Here is a 14,693-nt window from a genome sequence, read left to right on the forward strand (position 1 = left end):
TGAGGTCGTCTTATGGATATTGAAGGGCTGAAACGAAATTCACTGGGATTCTGGGAGGTTGTCGATAAACCAAGTGACCAGGAGCTCTCAGACTATTACACCAACAAATACTATCAGTCTGAGCGAGCCAACTACCGGAAAAGCTACCCGGAGGAAGAGCTCGACGTTATCCTGATGAAAGTTTCTCAACGGCTTCATGAAGTTGAGAAAGTTCGAGGGGGAGATCAAAAGCCGGGTCGCGTTCTTGACGTTGGCTGTGGAGAAGGCTTTGCATTGGCGGAGTTTCAGCGCCGGGGGTGGGAGATTGAGGGCATAGACCACTCTGTCGAAGGCCTCCGGACTATGAATCCCGATATTCTGAATAATGTTGAGCAAGGGAATGTTTTCAAGTTGTTAGAGAGCCGAATGCACAATGGCAATACTTATGATGTTGTCTGGTTGAATAACGTTCTAGAGCACGTTACCGAGCCGCTGGATCTGCTGAAATCTTTGAGAAAGCTGATTGCTGATGAAGGTGTTTTAGTGGTAACAGTGCCTAATGATTTTAGCGAGTTGCAGGAAACTCTCCTCGCAGGGGGCGAGATACCAGTGCGCTTCTGGATAGCCTTGCCTGACCATCTGTCCTATTTTACGTCTGACAGCTTGAAGTCGACAGCCACTGCGACAGGCTGGCATTGTCACAGCGTTCTGGCGGACTTCCCTATAGATTTCTACCTGGCACATATTGGCTCCAACTATGTCGTCGATCGAGAGAATGGTCCACATGCACATCGCGCGAGGTTGATGCTCGAGCAGTTGATCGGCAACAAAGGGGATGAGCGAGCGAATCGTCTTTACGAGGCGCTTGCTGATGTAGGGCTGGGGCGAAATGTCACTGCATTCCTCTCGCCTGCGTAAGGCGGTGTTGCGGTATACACAAGAGAAGAGTTTGCCATGAAAGAAGCACGAGCCTATCGATGCTTACAGTCCCAGGAAGTGATTTCGGACTCGTTCGCCCTGAGAACTATCCAGGATGACGACATCGAAGATATCAGGAACTGGCGGAACGACCAGATTGATGTTCTCAGGCAATCCGAACTTATTTCGCCGGCGCAGCAGAGGGAATACTTCGAACAAGCAATTTGGCCGACCATGGAGCTGGAGCGCCCGGCAAACATACTCCTCACTTTTTTTGAGAAAGGAAGGCGAATCGGCTATGGAGGCCTGGTGCACATTTCGTGGGAACATTGCCGTGCCGAGCTATCATTTCTTCTTGATACTGAAATATCAAAAGATATAAAGAAAAGAAAAAGTTATTTTTCAGTTTATTTAAAAATGATCAAGCGTTTCGCATTTGACACTGTGGAATTGAGTAAGCTGACAACAGAGACTTACGATATTCGACCCGATTATATAAAAGCTCTCCAAGAGAATGGCTTCGCTTTCGAGGGCCGGTTGAGACGACATGTATTGATCAATGGAGAGTATATTGATTCAGTTTGCCATGCAGCATTCCAGCAGAATGAACAACGTCCGGTGTTTAAAGGTAATTCTAAGCATAACATTCTCGTCAGCAGCGCTGGAAAAAAGATTCCATTAATCAGCGCGATCAAAAGTGCGGCAAAGCGTATGCCCCGTGTGCCTTTAGTCATGGCTGGGGATGTTTGTTCGTCTGTTCATGCGAAATATTTTGCTGATGGTTTTGTTCATCTTCCTCCGACAGATCGGGAAAATATCCAATCTATCATGGCTTTATGTGACTCCAATGATATCAAATTGATTATCCCTACCCGCGATGGCGAGCTTGATTTTTGGGCCCAAAATCGGGCGGAATTTGAGAGAAGTGGAACTGAAATTCTTGTCAGTGAGCCTCAGGCAATTGCCATCTGTGTTGATAAGCTGGCCTTCGCAGAATTCGGACAATTAAACCAGCTCCCTGTAATCCCTGCATGGGAAAAGCCGATGGGATCGGGACCTTTTGTCGTTAAGGAGCGGTATGGAGCAGGGAGCCGTTTAATCGGATTAAACCTTTCGGAAGACGACGCGAAGGCGCACGCTAAAAGGCTGTCTCACCCCATATTCCAACCGTTTATCGAAGGGCGTGAGATCAGCGTGGATGCCTGGCTGGACCGCTGCCACAGGGTAAAGGGTCTTGTATTGCGTGAACGCAATGAAGTGGCCAATGGTGAGTCGGTAGTCACAACCACTTTCAAAGATCCGTCACTGGAATCTGAATGTGTGAGAGTACTCGAGTCTCTTGCACTTCGGGGGCCTGTAGTGCTTCAGTTAGTTATTGATCAGGCAGGGCATCCACAGATTATTGAACTGAACGCACGCTTTGGCGGGGCTTCTACGGCTTCAATCTCAGCCGGCCTGGATATCTGGTACTGGACCTTGCTGGAACTGGACGGCCAGGATCTGGATGCGATTCCCTTTCACCGGTCCGAGGTGGAGGTTCGCCAGATTCGTGTGCCGCAGGATGTTGCACTTTATGATCCTGATATTTGATCTGGACGATACCCTCTACGACGAACAAGCCTACGTATTGAGCGGGCTTGGCGCGGTAGCAAAGTTCGGGCACGAGCGTTTTGGCTGGAATCCCGTCGAGTCGTTTGACTACATGCAGGGAGTGTTGAATGCATCGGGTAGAGGGGCGATATTTGACTCTTGGTTAGCCTCTCATGGGAAGTGCACCCGTTCACTAGTTAAGGAGTGTGTGAAAGTGTATCGCCACCATGTTCCTTCCCTGCAGATGACACCCGGAGTTGAAGATCTTCTGGAGCGCTTATCATTGAAATATCCTTTGTATGTCGTGACCGATGGCCACAAGGTTGTTCAGTACAACAAAGTTGAAGCCCTTGGGATTTCTCGTTTTTTTAGAAAGATATTCATTACCCACAGGTACGGGATACGCAACGCTAAGCCATCAATATATTGCTTCGATCTTATCCGCAGAAGAGAAGGATGTGAGTGGGAAGATATGGTCTATATAGGTGACAATCCCGCCAAAGACTTCGTTAACCTAAACCCGTTGGGTGTTTTGACGATTAGAGTTAATACGGGGGTCTACCACAATGTAGTGGCTAAGCCGGGTTATGATGGTAAAGCTACATTGGAGAGGCTTGATCTCCTTGATACAGTAATCAGCCTTTAAGTGGTTGAGTTTTAAATCGCTAGGTGTGGGCCATAACAGCCGATCATGAAGCCCGGCTGTTATGGCTAGAATCTACTTAACCTTGAAGCAACTGGAGCACCTGCTGAGGCCTGGCATTGGCCTGAGCCAGCACGGAGAGGCCGGCCTGCTGGAGTACCTGGGTGCGGGCCAGCTCAGCCGTTTCTGCTGCGAAGTCGGCATCTCGGATTCGGCTATTGGAGGCCGAGAGATTTTCTGAAGTAGTGCTCAGGTTCGCTATCGTGGATTCGAATCGGTTTTGCACCGCACCGAGTTCAGCGCGGAAGCCGTTGATAGTGTCGATGGCATAGTCGACGGCGATCATGGCTCGGTCAGCGCCTTCGCGCGTCGAAATGTCGATAAAATCAGCTGATAGGGAATCGACATCCGGGTTGCCGTCCACTGATATAGATATGTCGTTGCTGGTCACTCCGCCGATATCCAGTGCCTCAATGTCTATTTCGAATGGCGCTCCGAACTGAGAAGAGAATATGATGTTGCGATTGCTTGCGTCGAGGTTTGCATTTACGCCAGTTCGATTGGACTCTGAATTTACCTTTGCAACGATGTCGTTGATCGACACTGCATCTCTTACCTCAATTGCAACAGCATCTCCGGTTTCCGGATTGGTGACGGTGACATCGAACGTGATTTTGCCGCCGTCTTTGAAGTATTCATCAACAGTTGTGGCGTTAGTCGCTGCATCGACTGTGACACCAGAAGGGGTTGCAAATGCCCCGAAATCCAGTTCGTAACCTTCGTCAAGGCTATTGCCGATTACCACTGAGCCAGATACTGCGTCAGGTTCAATTGTAACGCCCTCAATGTCTGGATTGTTACGTACCTGCTCCCGGAATTGCGACATGAACTCTTCACGGTTGGTGGCGTTTTCGATCCGTACTGTTCCGATGACATTCTGATCCGTGCCGGTGCCTAGTGTAATTTCGATGTCGCCGGTAATGGCCGACGCAAAGTCCAGTGCGATTCCACTCGATACCGCGGGTTCCAGTGCCAGATCTGAGAAGAGTTGTGACTGGTCAATGATCGCGCCAATCTGGCTACCCCGGGTATCAAGGCCGCTAACACCGATTGTTTCACCGGTGTTGGCACCGACCTGGAAGGTTTGGGTGCGGAAAGTTCCATCCAGAACCTTCAGTCCGTTAAAGGATGTTTGAGAGGCTATCCGGTTGATTTCTTCGAGGCGCTGTTGCACCTCTTGGTTCAGCGCCTGCCGGTCTGAATTGCTGTTGGTAGCGTTGGCAGACTGCACTGCAAGCTCACGGATTCTCTGCAGGTTGTTGGTAACCTCGTCGAGCGCACCCTCAGCGGTTTGCGCCAAAGAGATGCCATCGTTTGCATTCCGCTGTGCCATATTGAGGCCGGTAATCTGAGACTGAAAGCGCTCAGAAATCGCCAGGCCAGCCGCATCGTCTTTCGCGGAGTTGATTCGCAAACCTGATGACAGTCGCTGCAGGGCCACGTTGGCATCGGCTTGAGAACTGTTGAGGTTCCGCTGTGCGTTCAGAGACGCGATGTTGGTGTTGATGATCTGAGGCATTGTCAGTTCTCCCTGCTCAGAGTGCCGAAAACCCACACATGAGTTTGTCGGACAAAAATCGTTGAATTGCCGTTTCCGTTAAACCAAGCGAGGATCGTGCCAGTTATCTTATTCTATGTTTAAGGCCCTGATAAATATGGTTATATTTTATTATCTATGACACTTGGGAGATGCGTGCGGCAGAATTATGGCACTGGTGCGGGGAAAGAACTTGCCGGTTCTTAACCTTTATCTATGTGTGAGATTGCGGCGGCGCTGTGGCAGAATCGGTCTATTCTTTTCAGGGCTTATCAAGTTTTGAACCTTGCCTCCGGAGTAATTCATGGCGAAGAAGCGTAAATCGCAGGTACAACAATCTCAGGACGACAGCAAAGTATTTATGCAACGGCTGCAGAAGAATCTAGAGTTCTTCAAGAAACGTCGCCCAGATATATACAAACTGCTTGCCAGCATGGAGCTGCAACGGGTGGAGTTGGTTGTAACCCCAGGCAAAGATGATGTGGATATGGTGGCTAACGGGAAGTCCTGCTACCACGGGCTGGCCCGGGAGTACTCTATTGAAGAAGCCGAAAGGGTTTTTAACGAGAATCCAGAGACTAAGAGAATTCGCACATTTTCCCCACCGTGGGAGGCCTCCTATCAAAAAGAGAATTTCGCAGATCAAATTTTGCGGAATATTGTCGAACAAAGCCCGGTTAAACCATCGAACTTCAAGGGGTACATTCGCGGTAACATTTTTCCGTCAATGGTATTTCTGGGTTGTGGGTTGGGGTACCACATTGATGCGCTTACAAAAAAAACTCCCATTATCAATGGAATCATCATTGAGCGGGAGCCGGAGAAGTTTGCCGTCAGTTTGTATACTGTTGATTGGGAGGAAATCTGTTCACGATTTTCCCGGAAAGGGTTTTCTCTGACTTTCGCCATTGGTAAAGCTGACCAGCCGGAACAGATTCATCGCCTTGTCAGCCAGTATATGGTCAAAGATGTGCCTTTCTATCCGTTTTTTTCGACCTACTATAACCATCTTGCAGATGTCGAGTTGGCAAAGGCGGTGATGGAGAACGCAAAAGATTTGGCGGTGGTTGCTGCAAATTGGTCAAACTATGACAATGAGTTGATGCGCCTTTCCAACACTGCTCACAACATTCGGCGAGGGGGGGCGTATTTGCCGAGGCCAGACTCCATTGTACAAAGCAAGCCTTTGGTGGTCGTTGGAAGTGGGCCGTCTTTGGATAAGCGGGTAGAAAGCCTCAAGAAGGTTCGTGATCAGGTCGTTGTCGTGAGTGCCGGTACAGCATTGCGCCCACTTCTGGCTCACGGAGTAAAGCCTGATTACCATGCCGAGTTGGACCCGTCTTACTTAATTTATCAGCTTTTGTCTGACATTGGCGGCGATGAAATTCGAGGTATACCTCTTTTGGCAGTCAATGAGGTAAACCCCTTTGTACCCACGTTGTTTGATAAAGTTTTCTATTATTTTAAAGCTGATAACACTCAGCCAGCGCTTTTGGGTCTATCGCATCGTTCGTTTACCAGTTGCAATCCCACTGTCACAAATGCTGCCCTGTCGATTGGTCATTCGCTTGGTTTCGGAACGATCTATTTGTTCGGTACGGACTACGGTTTCGAAGATGCGAGCAAAGATCACTCAAGTAAATCTGTTTATGGCGATGATACGGATTCTGCCATTGCGGAGGAGATTCAGAAGCGGGTTCAATCCACTGTCAAAAAGCGTCGCGTATTCAATACGCCGGCTGTGGATGGTGGTACCGTATTAACCCGCAATGACTACTATTCAGCCAAGCGCTCAGTGGAGGAGCTGATTTATAAACTGAAAACTTCCGGCACACCGCCCCAAATTTTTAACTGTGCTGATGGCGCAGTCGTTGAGGGGGCTCAGTGGCTTTGCGAGCACGAATTTCTTGACCGCTTTGCGGAGCACAACTCTGACGCTCATTTCGATACTGCGCAAACGTTTGATGTTCTCTCAGAACCACTTGATGTGGACTCGTTTGACGATGCCCTGACGGAAGTGCACAAGGATCTCGAGCGCGTGTGCGGTCATTATACAAAAATGATTAAGGCTGCAAGGCTTAAAGGTCGTAGGGACCTGTGCACTTTGGTTAACGATATTCGTGAACAACAGAACGTAGTTCGCCCGCTTCCCGGTAAAGAGAAGGTGAGCGGTGCTCAGCTTATGACCCACCAGTTGCTGAAGGGGGCTGTGCAGCATTTTCTGTATGTTGGCGTTTGTCACGGTATGGCTTGTGAAGATGGCGAAAGCTTAGAAACTTTCATGAAGATGTGGGAGAAAGGCTTTCTTGAGTTTTTGGCAGTAGTGCCGAGCCACTATGCGAGAGTGATGATCGATCCGAGACCTTTGGAAGATGATCCGTGGGCTCGGCGATTCATCGGTGACAGAGATCCGGAGTTTTTGGTGGAAGATGCTGTCTCTGGCGACTGAGTTGGCCTGAAACACTTTTTTACATATCTGAAGAACAAATTTCTAAAGAAGCTCTTCGAACCGCCGTTAACTGAATTAACAGGGCGGGCACCTCCAGTAAGAAACGGGACCTGGCCTTCACTAAGCAAAACTGAAACGGTTTTAAAGGAGAAGCACTATGGCTCTCGGTATTAATACTAACGTTGCGTCACTTTCAGCTCAAAACCAGCTGAGCAAGTCCCAGGGTATGAACGATCAGGCTTTGGAGCGTCTGTCTTCTGGTCTTAGGATTAACTCTGCCAAGGACGATGCTGCTGGTTTGGCGATCTCTACCCGCTTCCAGTCACAGATTTCTGGTCTGAATGTGGCGACACGAAACGCCAACGATGGCATCTCCTTGTCGCAAACCACCGAAGGTGCCCTCGATGAGATTACAAACAATCTTCAGCGTATTCGTGAACTGTCGGTTCAGGCCGCCAACGGGAGTAATAGTGCTTCCGATCGGGAGGCTCTAAACGACGAAGTTCAGCAACGGATCGCCGAGATCGATCGGATTTCTGGTCAAACTGCATTTAACGGTTTGAAAGTTTTGGATGGCTCCTTTGGTCAGCAGAGCTTCCAGGTAGGCGCTAATGCAGGCGAAACGATTTCTATCAATATTCAGAATGGAACCCGCGAAGGCCAAATTGGCGATATTGCAACCTCCAGCGGTTCTAGCCTTGATGCTTCAGCTGACCTGTCTGGACGCGCGCTGGCCGTTTCAATCGGTGAAGGGGACGACAAGGCCATTGCAATCGAAATAGGGGGAATTGCCTCTGGCTTGGCTGAATTGGGTCTCTCCGCGACAAGTGGAAATATTGCGCAATTTGCAGCTGACAAGATCAATGCAGCTGGAGTTGGGGGGCTTTTTGCTGAGGTGGTTTTGAGCGGAACCGCAACAGTTGTCAAGCTTTCCGCATCTGACGATTTACGATTCGCTGACTTTGGAACGATTGGCTCTGCCTCTGCGGGCTCATTGGACAGCACAACTTTGATTTCCGCGAGCCAGGGAAGCCTTGTTGACCTTGATATCTCCGATGTTCAAGGTGCCAACAATGCCATCCTTCGAGTCGACTCTGCCCTGGGGAACGTAAACGAACTCCGTGGCCAACTCGGTGCGGTTCAGAACCGCTTCGAGTCCACAATCGCCAACCTGAGTACTTCTGTAGAGAACCTCAGCGCCTCCAATAGCCGTATTTTGGACGCTGACTTCGCGGCAGAGACTGCCAACCTGGCTAAATCCCAGGTGCTGCAGCAGGCCGGTATCTCCGTCCTGGCTCAGGCGAACGCCCGTCCGCAGCAGGTTCTGTCCCTCCTGCAGTAAGGGACTGACGGCAACAGCCGGAGCCTTCGGGCTCCGGTTTTACGCCGTTTGAGGATAGTGAGGTAGCGCTATGAATGACGTTAACCTGAATAGCCCGGATCTCAAACTGGTGCGCTCTGGCGCCCAGTCGCCGGCCAAGGCACTGTCGTCATCTCAGGCCGAGGGCCGGAACGCCCCTGACCTTGCTGCTTCGTCTGCTGGTGGTCGCCAGGTTCAAAATACCCAGGTTGCTTCGGAGCCGTCTAAAGCTGAAAGGTTGCAGGCGCGCAGTGAAGCCCAGCGGGAAGAGCTTGATCAGGCGGTCAGTCAGTTGAATGATTTCGTGCAGACTGTGCAGCGGGATCTTCAGTTTGAAGTGGATAACGAATTGGGCCAGACCATCGTGAAGGTGGTTGATCAGCAAACCCAGGAAGTGATTCGCCAAATGCCGGACGAAGTTGCATTGAGGTTGGCAGAAAAATTGCAGCAGGATGAACCGCTGACGTTGTTCAATATTAAAGTGTAAAAGCTTGCCGCTTTACGCGGTTATGTTGGCAACGGTATTTCAGCACCGCCGCCCCCGATAAGGGGCCGGCGGTGCTCTGCGTTTACAGGCTGTTACAAATTGGCATAGGTATTTTCTGAAAAGAGGCAAAGTTTTGCCGCTGGCTGCCGATAAACTGAACAGTAGAGACATTCGCCCCCCTGAGGAGGCACGGTTATGGCAGTTATATCATCGCTAGGTGTTGGGTCGGGAGTTCTTACTTCCGATCTCGTTGATCAGTTGGTGGCTGCAGAGCGTAGGCCGACGGAAGTTCGGCTGGATCAGAAAACAGAGCGTACCGAGGCGCTGATTTCTGCCTATGGCATGCTGCGTAGTGCTGTTACAGAACTGCGGTTGCCTATGCGCCAGCTTGGCTCAGCCGATGCGATGAGGTCGTTTTCAGCCACCTCATCGAGCGGTAATGTGGACGTGTCGGTGGATGCCAACAAGGCGGCTCGAGGCTCCTATAGTGTTGAGGTCGTTGCTCTGGCGGAAGCCCAGGCTTTGGCAAGCACTGAGACATTCGCTGATCGTGATGCCACCAGCGTTGGTCAAGGCACGATGACGCTTCAGGTAGGCGACAAGACCACCGAGATAACGATTGATTCCAGTAATGACACACTGCAGGGCTTGGCCAATGCCATTAACGAAGCCAATGCAGGAGTTTCTGCCGGTGTGATCGATACGGGCAGCGGCTACCGGTTGACTCTTTCTGCCGATGAGACTGGCTCGGCTAACGCCGTCAAAATTTCAGCTAACGAAACTGTGGGTGCAGAGGGTTTGGCTCGATTTGCGTTTGATCCAGCAGATCCGACGGCCAATCCGGCAATGGAGCAGACAATTGCAGCCGCTGATGCCCAGATGAAGGTCAACGGAGTGCTGCTTACTCGCTCAACAAATACCGTTGAGAACGTAGTGGATGGATTGACGTTCAATCTCACGGATGTGGGTAAGTCAACGGTCAAAGTGGAGCAGGATACCGCTGCGGTGGCCGAGCGTGTTCAGGCGTTCGTTGATAAGTTCAATGAGCTTCAGAACACCATCCGCGAATTGTCGTCCTTTGACAGTGAGGCAGGCCAAGGCAGTATTCTGACGGGTGATTCGACTGTTCGTAATATCCAAAACCAGTTGAAGGGTGTGCTGACCGATATTATCCCGGGTTTGGAAAACGCCAGTGTGCGCAGTTTAGCAGACGTGGGCATCGGGACGGATTTCCGGTCGGGCGAGTTACAGTTTGATAGTCAGAAGTTTCAGCAGCAGCTCCTCGCCAACCCGGACGATGTAACCGCGCTGTTCGCGGAGCAGGGAAGAACAACAGATTCCCAAGTCGAATTTGTTCGCAGTGGCTCCAATACTCGTCCAGGCAGTTACGATATTAATATCTCTCAGGCTGCCACTCGAGGCAGCGTGACAGGTGATGCCGCTCTTGCAGACGGTGTTGTAATCGGTGAGGCCAATGACTCTATAGAGTTTATGGTGAATGGCTCCACGAACTTTTCCATTCAGTTAACCCAACAAACTTATGCGTCGGCTGAAGACTTGGTCTCTGAGGTGCAGCGTCAGATGGACGCCAGTATACCGCTGAAGGCTGCGGGAGAGTCCGTCAAAGTTGATCTGGATGAAACGGGTGCGCTCAGATTTACTTCGGGTAGTTATGGAAGCAACTCAAATGTAAGTGTCGTTTGGGCCGAAGGCGGTAATGATCTTGGTATTTCCGCTAAAACGGGCACCGCGGGCCTGGATGTGCAGGGCACCATCGACGGCCAGGTTGCAGAGGGTGATGGACAGGTATTGTTTCTGGCCAGCAGTACAGGTGGCGATGCCGCGGGCCTGCAGGTGCGCATTACTGGCGGTAATCTGGGCAATCGGGGTTCGGTCAATTTCATTGAGGGTGTGAGCGAGCGAGCGGTTGATGCAATTACGAGTATTCTTGGTGCTAATGGTGCGTTGAGCTCTCGTACCGATGCCCTTAACCGGGACCTGGAGCGAATTCAGGAAGATCGAATCAAGCTGGACATGCGGATTGAAAGCTATCAGGCCCGGCTTGTGTCCCAGTTCAGTGCTGCCGACTCCTTAATCGCCCAGCTCAACAGCACTCGCGACTATGTAACACAGCAGCTGGCGGCACTGGCGCCGAACAGACAGAGCGATTAAACCGGCTATACTGGGGTATGGCCCGCCAACACATGGCTACCGGATGACGGTGAAACGAGGTTATTTATGAACGGTTTACAGGCGTATCAGCGCGTTAACACCCAGACCAGCATCACCGATGCAGACCCGCACAAGCTGATTCAGCTGCTGTACAACGGGGCGATTGAACGCATCAATATGGCCAAGTCTCGCATTCAGGCCAAAGACTACGCAGCCAAGGGGCAACTGCTCAATAAAGCTATGGAAATTATCGGCGGCTTGCGTGCTTTCCTTGATTTCGAGAAAGGCGGTGAGTTGGCGGCTCAGCTTGAAGCGCTGTATGAATACATGGAACGCACCCTGCTGGAGGCCAGCGCCAAGAACGACGTGGCCAAGCTGGATGAAGTGCTGAACCTGCTGCGTTCGGTGAAAGATGGCTGGGATGGCATTCGCGAGGAAGTTGTCAGCCAGCAATCCCAGGCCGCTGGCTAAAGCTACACGACGGCCTCCCGTGGTGCCCCTATCCTTTGGCAGGGTAGGGGCTTTATAGCCATTCCCCCCGCCATCCCGTACAATGTTGCCCTTCTTTTCAACACATCCATTCTGTTCAGTCTGGAGCAAAAGCATGTCTGATATTAAAAAGGTGGTGCTGGCCTATTCCGGTGGCCTGGATACTTCCGTTATTGTTCGGTGGTTGCAGGATACCTATAACTGTGAGGTGGTGACGTTCACCGCCGACATCGGCCAGGGCGAGGAAGTGGAGCCGGCGCGCGCGAAGGCGGAAGCGCTGGGTGTTAAGGAAATCTACATTGAGGATCTGCGCGAAGAGTTTGTGCGCGATTACGTGTTCCCGATGTTCCGCGCCAACACCATCTATGAAGGCGAGTACCTGCTGGGTACGTCTATCGCCCGCCCGCTGATTGCCAAGCGGCTGATCGACATTGCCAATGAAACCGGCGCGGATGCCATCTCCCACGGTGCGACCGGTAAGGGCAACGATCAGGTGCGTTTTGAGCTGGGTGCCTACGCACTGAAGCCGGGCGTGAAGGTTATTGCTCCCTGGCGTGAGTGGGATCTGAACTCCCGCGAAAAACTGCTGAAGTACTGCGAAGAGCGCAACATTCCGGTGGAAATGAAGAAGGGCAAGAGCCCGTACTCCATGGATGCCAACCTGCTGCACATTTCCTACGAAGGCATGAACCTGGAAGACCCCTGGGCGGAAGCCGAGGAAGATATGTGGCGCTGGAGCGTGTCTCCGGAAGCCGCGCCAGACAAGCCGACCTACGTTGAGCTGACCTACCGCAAGGGTGACGTAGTTGCCGTTGATGGTAAAGAGCTGAAAGCCCACGAGGTGCTGGAAACTCTTAACAAACTGGCGGGTGACAACGGCGTTGGCCGTTTGGACATCGTTGAGAACCGTTACGTGGGTATGAAGTCCCGCGGTTGTTACGAAACACCTGGCGGAACCGTGTTGCTGCGGGCGCACCGCGCCATCGAGTCCATCACCCTGGACCGCGAAGTGGCCCACCTGAAAGACAGCCTGATGCCGCGCTACGCCGAGGTGATCTACAACGGCTACTGGTGGTCCCCGGAGCGTGAAGCCCTGCAGGCGCTGATCGATCAGACCCAGACCTATGTGAACGGTACCGTTCGTCTGAAGCTTTATAAAGGCAACGTGGATGTGGTGGGCCGTAAGTCTGACGACTCCTTGTTTGATGAAAAGATTGCCACCTTTGAGGAAGATCAGGGTGCCTACAACCAGAAGGACGCAGAAGGCTTTATCAAGCTGAATGCCCTGCGGTTGCGGATTGCTGCTGGTAAGGGGCGCAAGCTCTGATTGCTGCTTATCTGATCAAAAACGCCCAGCCCCATGCTGGGCGTTTTTGGTTATACTCTTCTGCAAAATACCAACAACGAAAGCCGTAGCTATGACACCCCTCGGAACCGCCTCCGTCGCCGCCCTTCGTCAATACACCCGCTTTGCCGCCGCCAACGGCATTGTCGTTGCGGATCTGCTCGGTCAGGCGGGGATATCGGCGGATACCCTTGAGAGCGATGAGGGCCGCATCGACGGCGAGCAATTCCAAACCTTCCTGCGCTTATTGGCTGAGCGGTCCGCCAATCCGATTCTGGGCCTGGAAACCGGCGATTTTGTGCAACCGGGTTCATACAGTGTTCTTGGTTACATCACCATGAGCTGTGCCACTCTGGGCGAAGCAATCACTCGCATTGCGCCCTATGAAAAGCTGGTGGGCGACATGGGTACCACCCGCATGCGTATGAAGAGCGGAGAGGTTTCTCTGGTGTGGACCTGTAACTTTACGGACCCGGTTGTTTGGCCTCAAGTCGTTGATAACGTGTTTGCCTCCTGGATTAAGTATGCTCATTGGCTAGCAGATAATGATAAAGCCTCTCCAGTCCGGGTTTTCCTTAAACGCTCCTCTCCGGGGCCAGATTATGAGGCGGCGTATCGCGAGCGCTGGCGTTGCCCGGTTGTGTTCGAAGCACCGGAGAATGTGGTTATCATGCGCCAGGATTTGCTTGCCACGCGCCTTCGCCAACCAGATCCGGTATTGCGAAAAACCCTTGAGGCCCATGCGCTTTCACAGTTGGCGCTATTGGATACCGATACCGATCTGACCAGCAAGGTAAAGCAGAGCATTCAGAAACAGTTAGCTGACGGCATTACCCGGCAAGATCTGGTCGCAGAAGACCTGGGCATGACAAGCCGAACCCTTCAGCGCAAACTCAGCCAGGAGGGTGCTTCTTACCAGAAGTTGTTGGATGTGGTGCGTCAGCAAATGGCCCAAGACTACCTGCGTAACACCGCCATGAGTATTCCGGATATCGCATTGCGGCTGGGGTACAGTGAAACGACGTCGTTTCATCGGAAGTTCAAGGCGGCTGCAGGGAAGACGCCTGGGGATTATCGCAAAACTGACTTTTAGATAACTCGCTAAGGAGAGCGACCAATGCCCGTAATATCCATGTTCTACGGCATTCTCGTCAGAATGTATCTGTTGGATAATCAACATCATAATCTTCCGCATATTCACGCCCGGTATGCCGAGTATGAAGCTTCAGTAAGTTTGCATGATGGAGAAGTACTGGCGGGAAATTTGCCACGAAAACAGCTTCGATTGGTTCAGGCGTGGATTGAACTGCACCGGGAAGAATTGCTGGTAGACTGGGAACTGGCAGTCAGCGGTGAGCTTCCTTTCAGGGTTGCTCCACTCTAGGGGAGAGACGCATGTATTGGGATATCAAGAGTGTTGAGCCTTTGGATGACTATAGGCTGAAGGTGGTTCGTATTGATGGCCTTGAGGGCGTGATGGATATGGCGCCTTATCTTGATAAAGGCGTATTTCGAGAGCTGAGAGATCTGGACTATTTTCGGCAGGTCGGCATCAGTTATGGTGCTATCACTTGGCCTAATGGCCAGGACATCGCGCCGGAGACGGTTGAAGATGAATTGAAACGGTCGGCGCTTTTGAAGGTGTCGGAGGGCTGATAACCCAC

13 protein-coding genes are annotated in these 14,693 nt (G+C 51.6%); 12 read left to right on the forward strand and 1 reads right to left on the reverse strand.

Annotated elements, in window-relative coordinates; genetic code table 11:
- The first annotated feature begins 12 nt into the window (after window positions 1–12).
- From QPL95_RS09525 to QPL95_RS09535, 3 genes are read left to right on the forward strand one after another with little or no spacing between them, the layout of a single operon-like run.
- Window positions 13–897, forward strand: a complete 885-nt coding sequence (locus tag QPL95_RS09525; RefSeq protein WP_303290746.1) for a bifunctional 2-polyprenyl-6-hydroxyphenol methylase/3-demethylubiquinol 3-O-methyltransferase UbiG — start codon at window positions 13–15, stop codon at window positions 895–897.
- Window positions 898–933: 36 nt separating this feature from the next.
- Complete coding sequence (locus QPL95_RS09530; RefSeq protein WP_303290747.1) at window positions 934–2,487, forward strand: GNAT family N-acetyltransferase; 1,554 nt, start codon at window positions 934–936, stop codon at window positions 2,485–2,487.
- Window positions 2,471–3,133 carry an HAD family hydrolase gene (locus QPL95_RS09535; RefSeq protein WP_303290748.1) on the forward strand — a complete coding sequence of 221 codons (663 nt, stop codon included), beginning with the start codon at window positions 2,471–2,473 and terminating at the stop codon, window positions 3,131–3,133. Before QPL95_RS09530 ends, QPL95_RS09535 begins: the two co-directional genes overlap by 17 nt.
- 76 nt (window positions 3,134–3,209) lie before the next feature.
- On the opposite strand, the gene QPL95_RS09540 is transcribed toward QPL95_RS09535, so the two are convergent.
- Window positions 3,210–4,709 carry a flagellin gene (locus QPL95_RS09540; RefSeq protein ID WP_303290749.1) on the reverse strand — a complete coding sequence of 500 codons (1,500 nt, stop codon included), beginning with the start codon at window positions 4,707–4,709 and terminating at the stop codon, window positions 3,210–3,212.
- A gap of 322 nt (window positions 4,710–5,031) precedes the next feature.
- Between QPL95_RS09540 and QPL95_RS09545 the strand changes: the two genes are divergently transcribed.
- From QPL95_RS09545 to QPL95_RS09585, 9 genes are all read left to right on the forward strand, one after another.
- Window positions 5,032–7,176 carry a 6-hydroxymethylpterin diphosphokinase MptE-like protein gene (locus tag QPL95_RS09545; protein ID WP_303290750.1) on the forward strand — a complete coding sequence of 715 codons (2,145 nt, stop codon included), beginning with the start codon at window positions 5,032–5,034 and terminating at the stop codon, window positions 7,174–7,176.
- A 157-nt stretch (window positions 7,177–7,333) separates the two neighbouring features.
- On the forward strand, window positions 7,334–8,518 hold the full coding sequence (locus tag QPL95_RS09550; RefSeq protein WP_303290751.1) for a flagellin: 1,185 nt from the start codon (window positions 7,334–7,336) through the stop codon (window positions 8,516–8,518).
- 70 nt (window positions 8,519–8,588) lie between these two features.
- A complete protein-coding gene (locus QPL95_RS09555; protein ID WP_303290752.1) occupies window positions 8,589–9,023 on the forward strand; it encodes a flagellar protein FlaG in 435 nt (144 codons plus the stop codon).
- Between the two features lie 195 nt (window positions 9,024–9,218).
- A complete protein-coding gene (fliD, locus tag QPL95_RS09560; RefSeq protein WP_303290753.1) occupies window positions 9,219–11,195 on the forward strand; it encodes a flagellar filament capping protein FliD in 1,977 nt (658 codons plus the stop codon).
- 66 nt (window positions 11,196–11,261) lie between these two features.
- Complete coding sequence (fliS, locus tag QPL95_RS09565) at window positions 11,262–11,666, forward strand: flagellar export chaperone FliS (RefSeq protein WP_303290754.1); 405 nt, start codon at window positions 11,262–11,264, stop codon at window positions 11,664–11,666.
- Window positions 11,667–11,799: 133 nt separating this feature from the next.
- Window positions 11,800–13,011 (forward strand): argininosuccinate synthase, encoded by a 1,212-nt coding sequence (locus tag QPL95_RS09570; RefSeq protein ID WP_303290755.1) that lies wholly within the window; start codon window positions 11,800–11,802, stop codon window positions 13,009–13,011.
- A gap of 91 nt (window positions 13,012–13,102) precedes the next feature.
- Complete coding sequence (locus tag QPL95_RS09575) at window positions 13,103–14,122, forward strand: AraC family transcriptional regulator (protein ID WP_303290756.1); 1,020 nt, start codon at window positions 13,103–13,105, stop codon at window positions 14,120–14,122.
- Between the two features lie 24 nt (window positions 14,123–14,146).
- Window positions 14,147–14,413 (forward strand): DUF4160 domain-containing protein, encoded by a 267-nt coding sequence (locus QPL95_RS09580; RefSeq protein ID WP_303290757.1) that lies wholly within the window; start codon window positions 14,147–14,149, stop codon window positions 14,411–14,413.
- A gap of 11 nt (window positions 14,414–14,424) precedes the next feature.
- Window positions 14,425–14,685, forward strand: coding sequence for a DUF2442 domain-containing protein (locus QPL95_RS09585; protein ID WP_303290758.1), 261 nt, complete (start codon window positions 14,425–14,427; stop codon window positions 14,683–14,685).
- The last annotated feature ends 8 nt before the right edge of the window (window positions 14,686–14,693 follow it).

The sequence above is a fragment of the Marinobacter sp. SS5-14b genome (genome assembly GCF_030541005.1).
Taxonomy (GTDB): domain Bacteria; phylum Pseudomonadota; class Gammaproteobacteria; order Pseudomonadales; family Oleiphilaceae; genus Marinobacter.

What these genes read in the sequence shown, in the direction of transcription:
- QPL95_RS09550 (WP_303290751.1), top strand. Translation starts at nt 7,334, where the DNA reads ATGGCTCTCGGTATTAATACTAACGTTGCGTCACTTTCAGCTCAAAAC.
- QPL95_RS09570 (WP_303290755.1), top strand. Translation starts at nt 11,800, where the DNA reads ATGTCTGATATTAAAAAGGTGGTGCTGGCCTATTCCGGTGGCCTGGAT.
- QPL95_RS09585 (WP_303290758.1), top strand. Translation starts at nt 14,425, where the DNA reads ATGTATTGGGATATCAAGAGTGTTGAGCCTTTGGATGACTATAGGCTG.
- fliD (WP_303290753.1), top strand. Translation starts at nt 9,219, where the DNA reads ATGGCAGTTATATCATCGCTAGGTGTTGGGTCGGGAGTTCTTACTTCC.
- QPL95_RS09540 (WP_303290749.1), bottom strand. Translation starts at nt 4,709, where the DNA reads ATGCCTCAGATCATCAACACCAACATCGCGTCTCTGAACGCACAGCGG.
- QPL95_RS09580 (WP_303290757.1), top strand. Translation starts at nt 14,147, where the DNA reads ATGCCCGTAATATCCATGTTCTACGGCATTCTCGTCAGAATGTATCTG.
- fliS (WP_303290754.1), top strand. Translation starts at nt 11,262, where the DNA reads ATGAACGGTTTACAGGCGTATCAGCGCGTTAACACCCAGACCAGCATC.
- QPL95_RS09525 (WP_303290746.1), top strand. Translation starts at nt 13, where the DNA reads ATGGATATTGAAGGGCTGAAACGAAATTCACTGGGATTCTGGGAGGTT.
- QPL95_RS09575 (WP_303290756.1), top strand. Translation starts at nt 13,103, where the DNA reads ATGACACCCCTCGGAACCGCCTCCGTCGCCGCCCTTCGTCAATACACC.
- QPL95_RS09545 (WP_303290750.1), top strand. Translation starts at nt 5,032, where the DNA reads ATGGCGAAGAAGCGTAAATCGCAGGTACAACAATCTCAGGACGACAGC.
- QPL95_RS09555 (WP_303290752.1), top strand. Translation starts at nt 8,589, where the DNA reads ATGAATGACGTTAACCTGAATAGCCCGGATCTCAAACTGGTGCGCTCT.
- QPL95_RS09530 (WP_303290747.1), top strand. Translation starts at nt 934, where the DNA reads ATGAAAGAAGCACGAGCCTATCGATGCTTACAGTCCCAGGAAGTGATT.
- QPL95_RS09535 (WP_303290748.1), top strand. Translation starts at nt 2,471, where the DNA reads ATGATCCTGATATTTGATCTGGACGATACCCTCTACGACGAACAAGCC.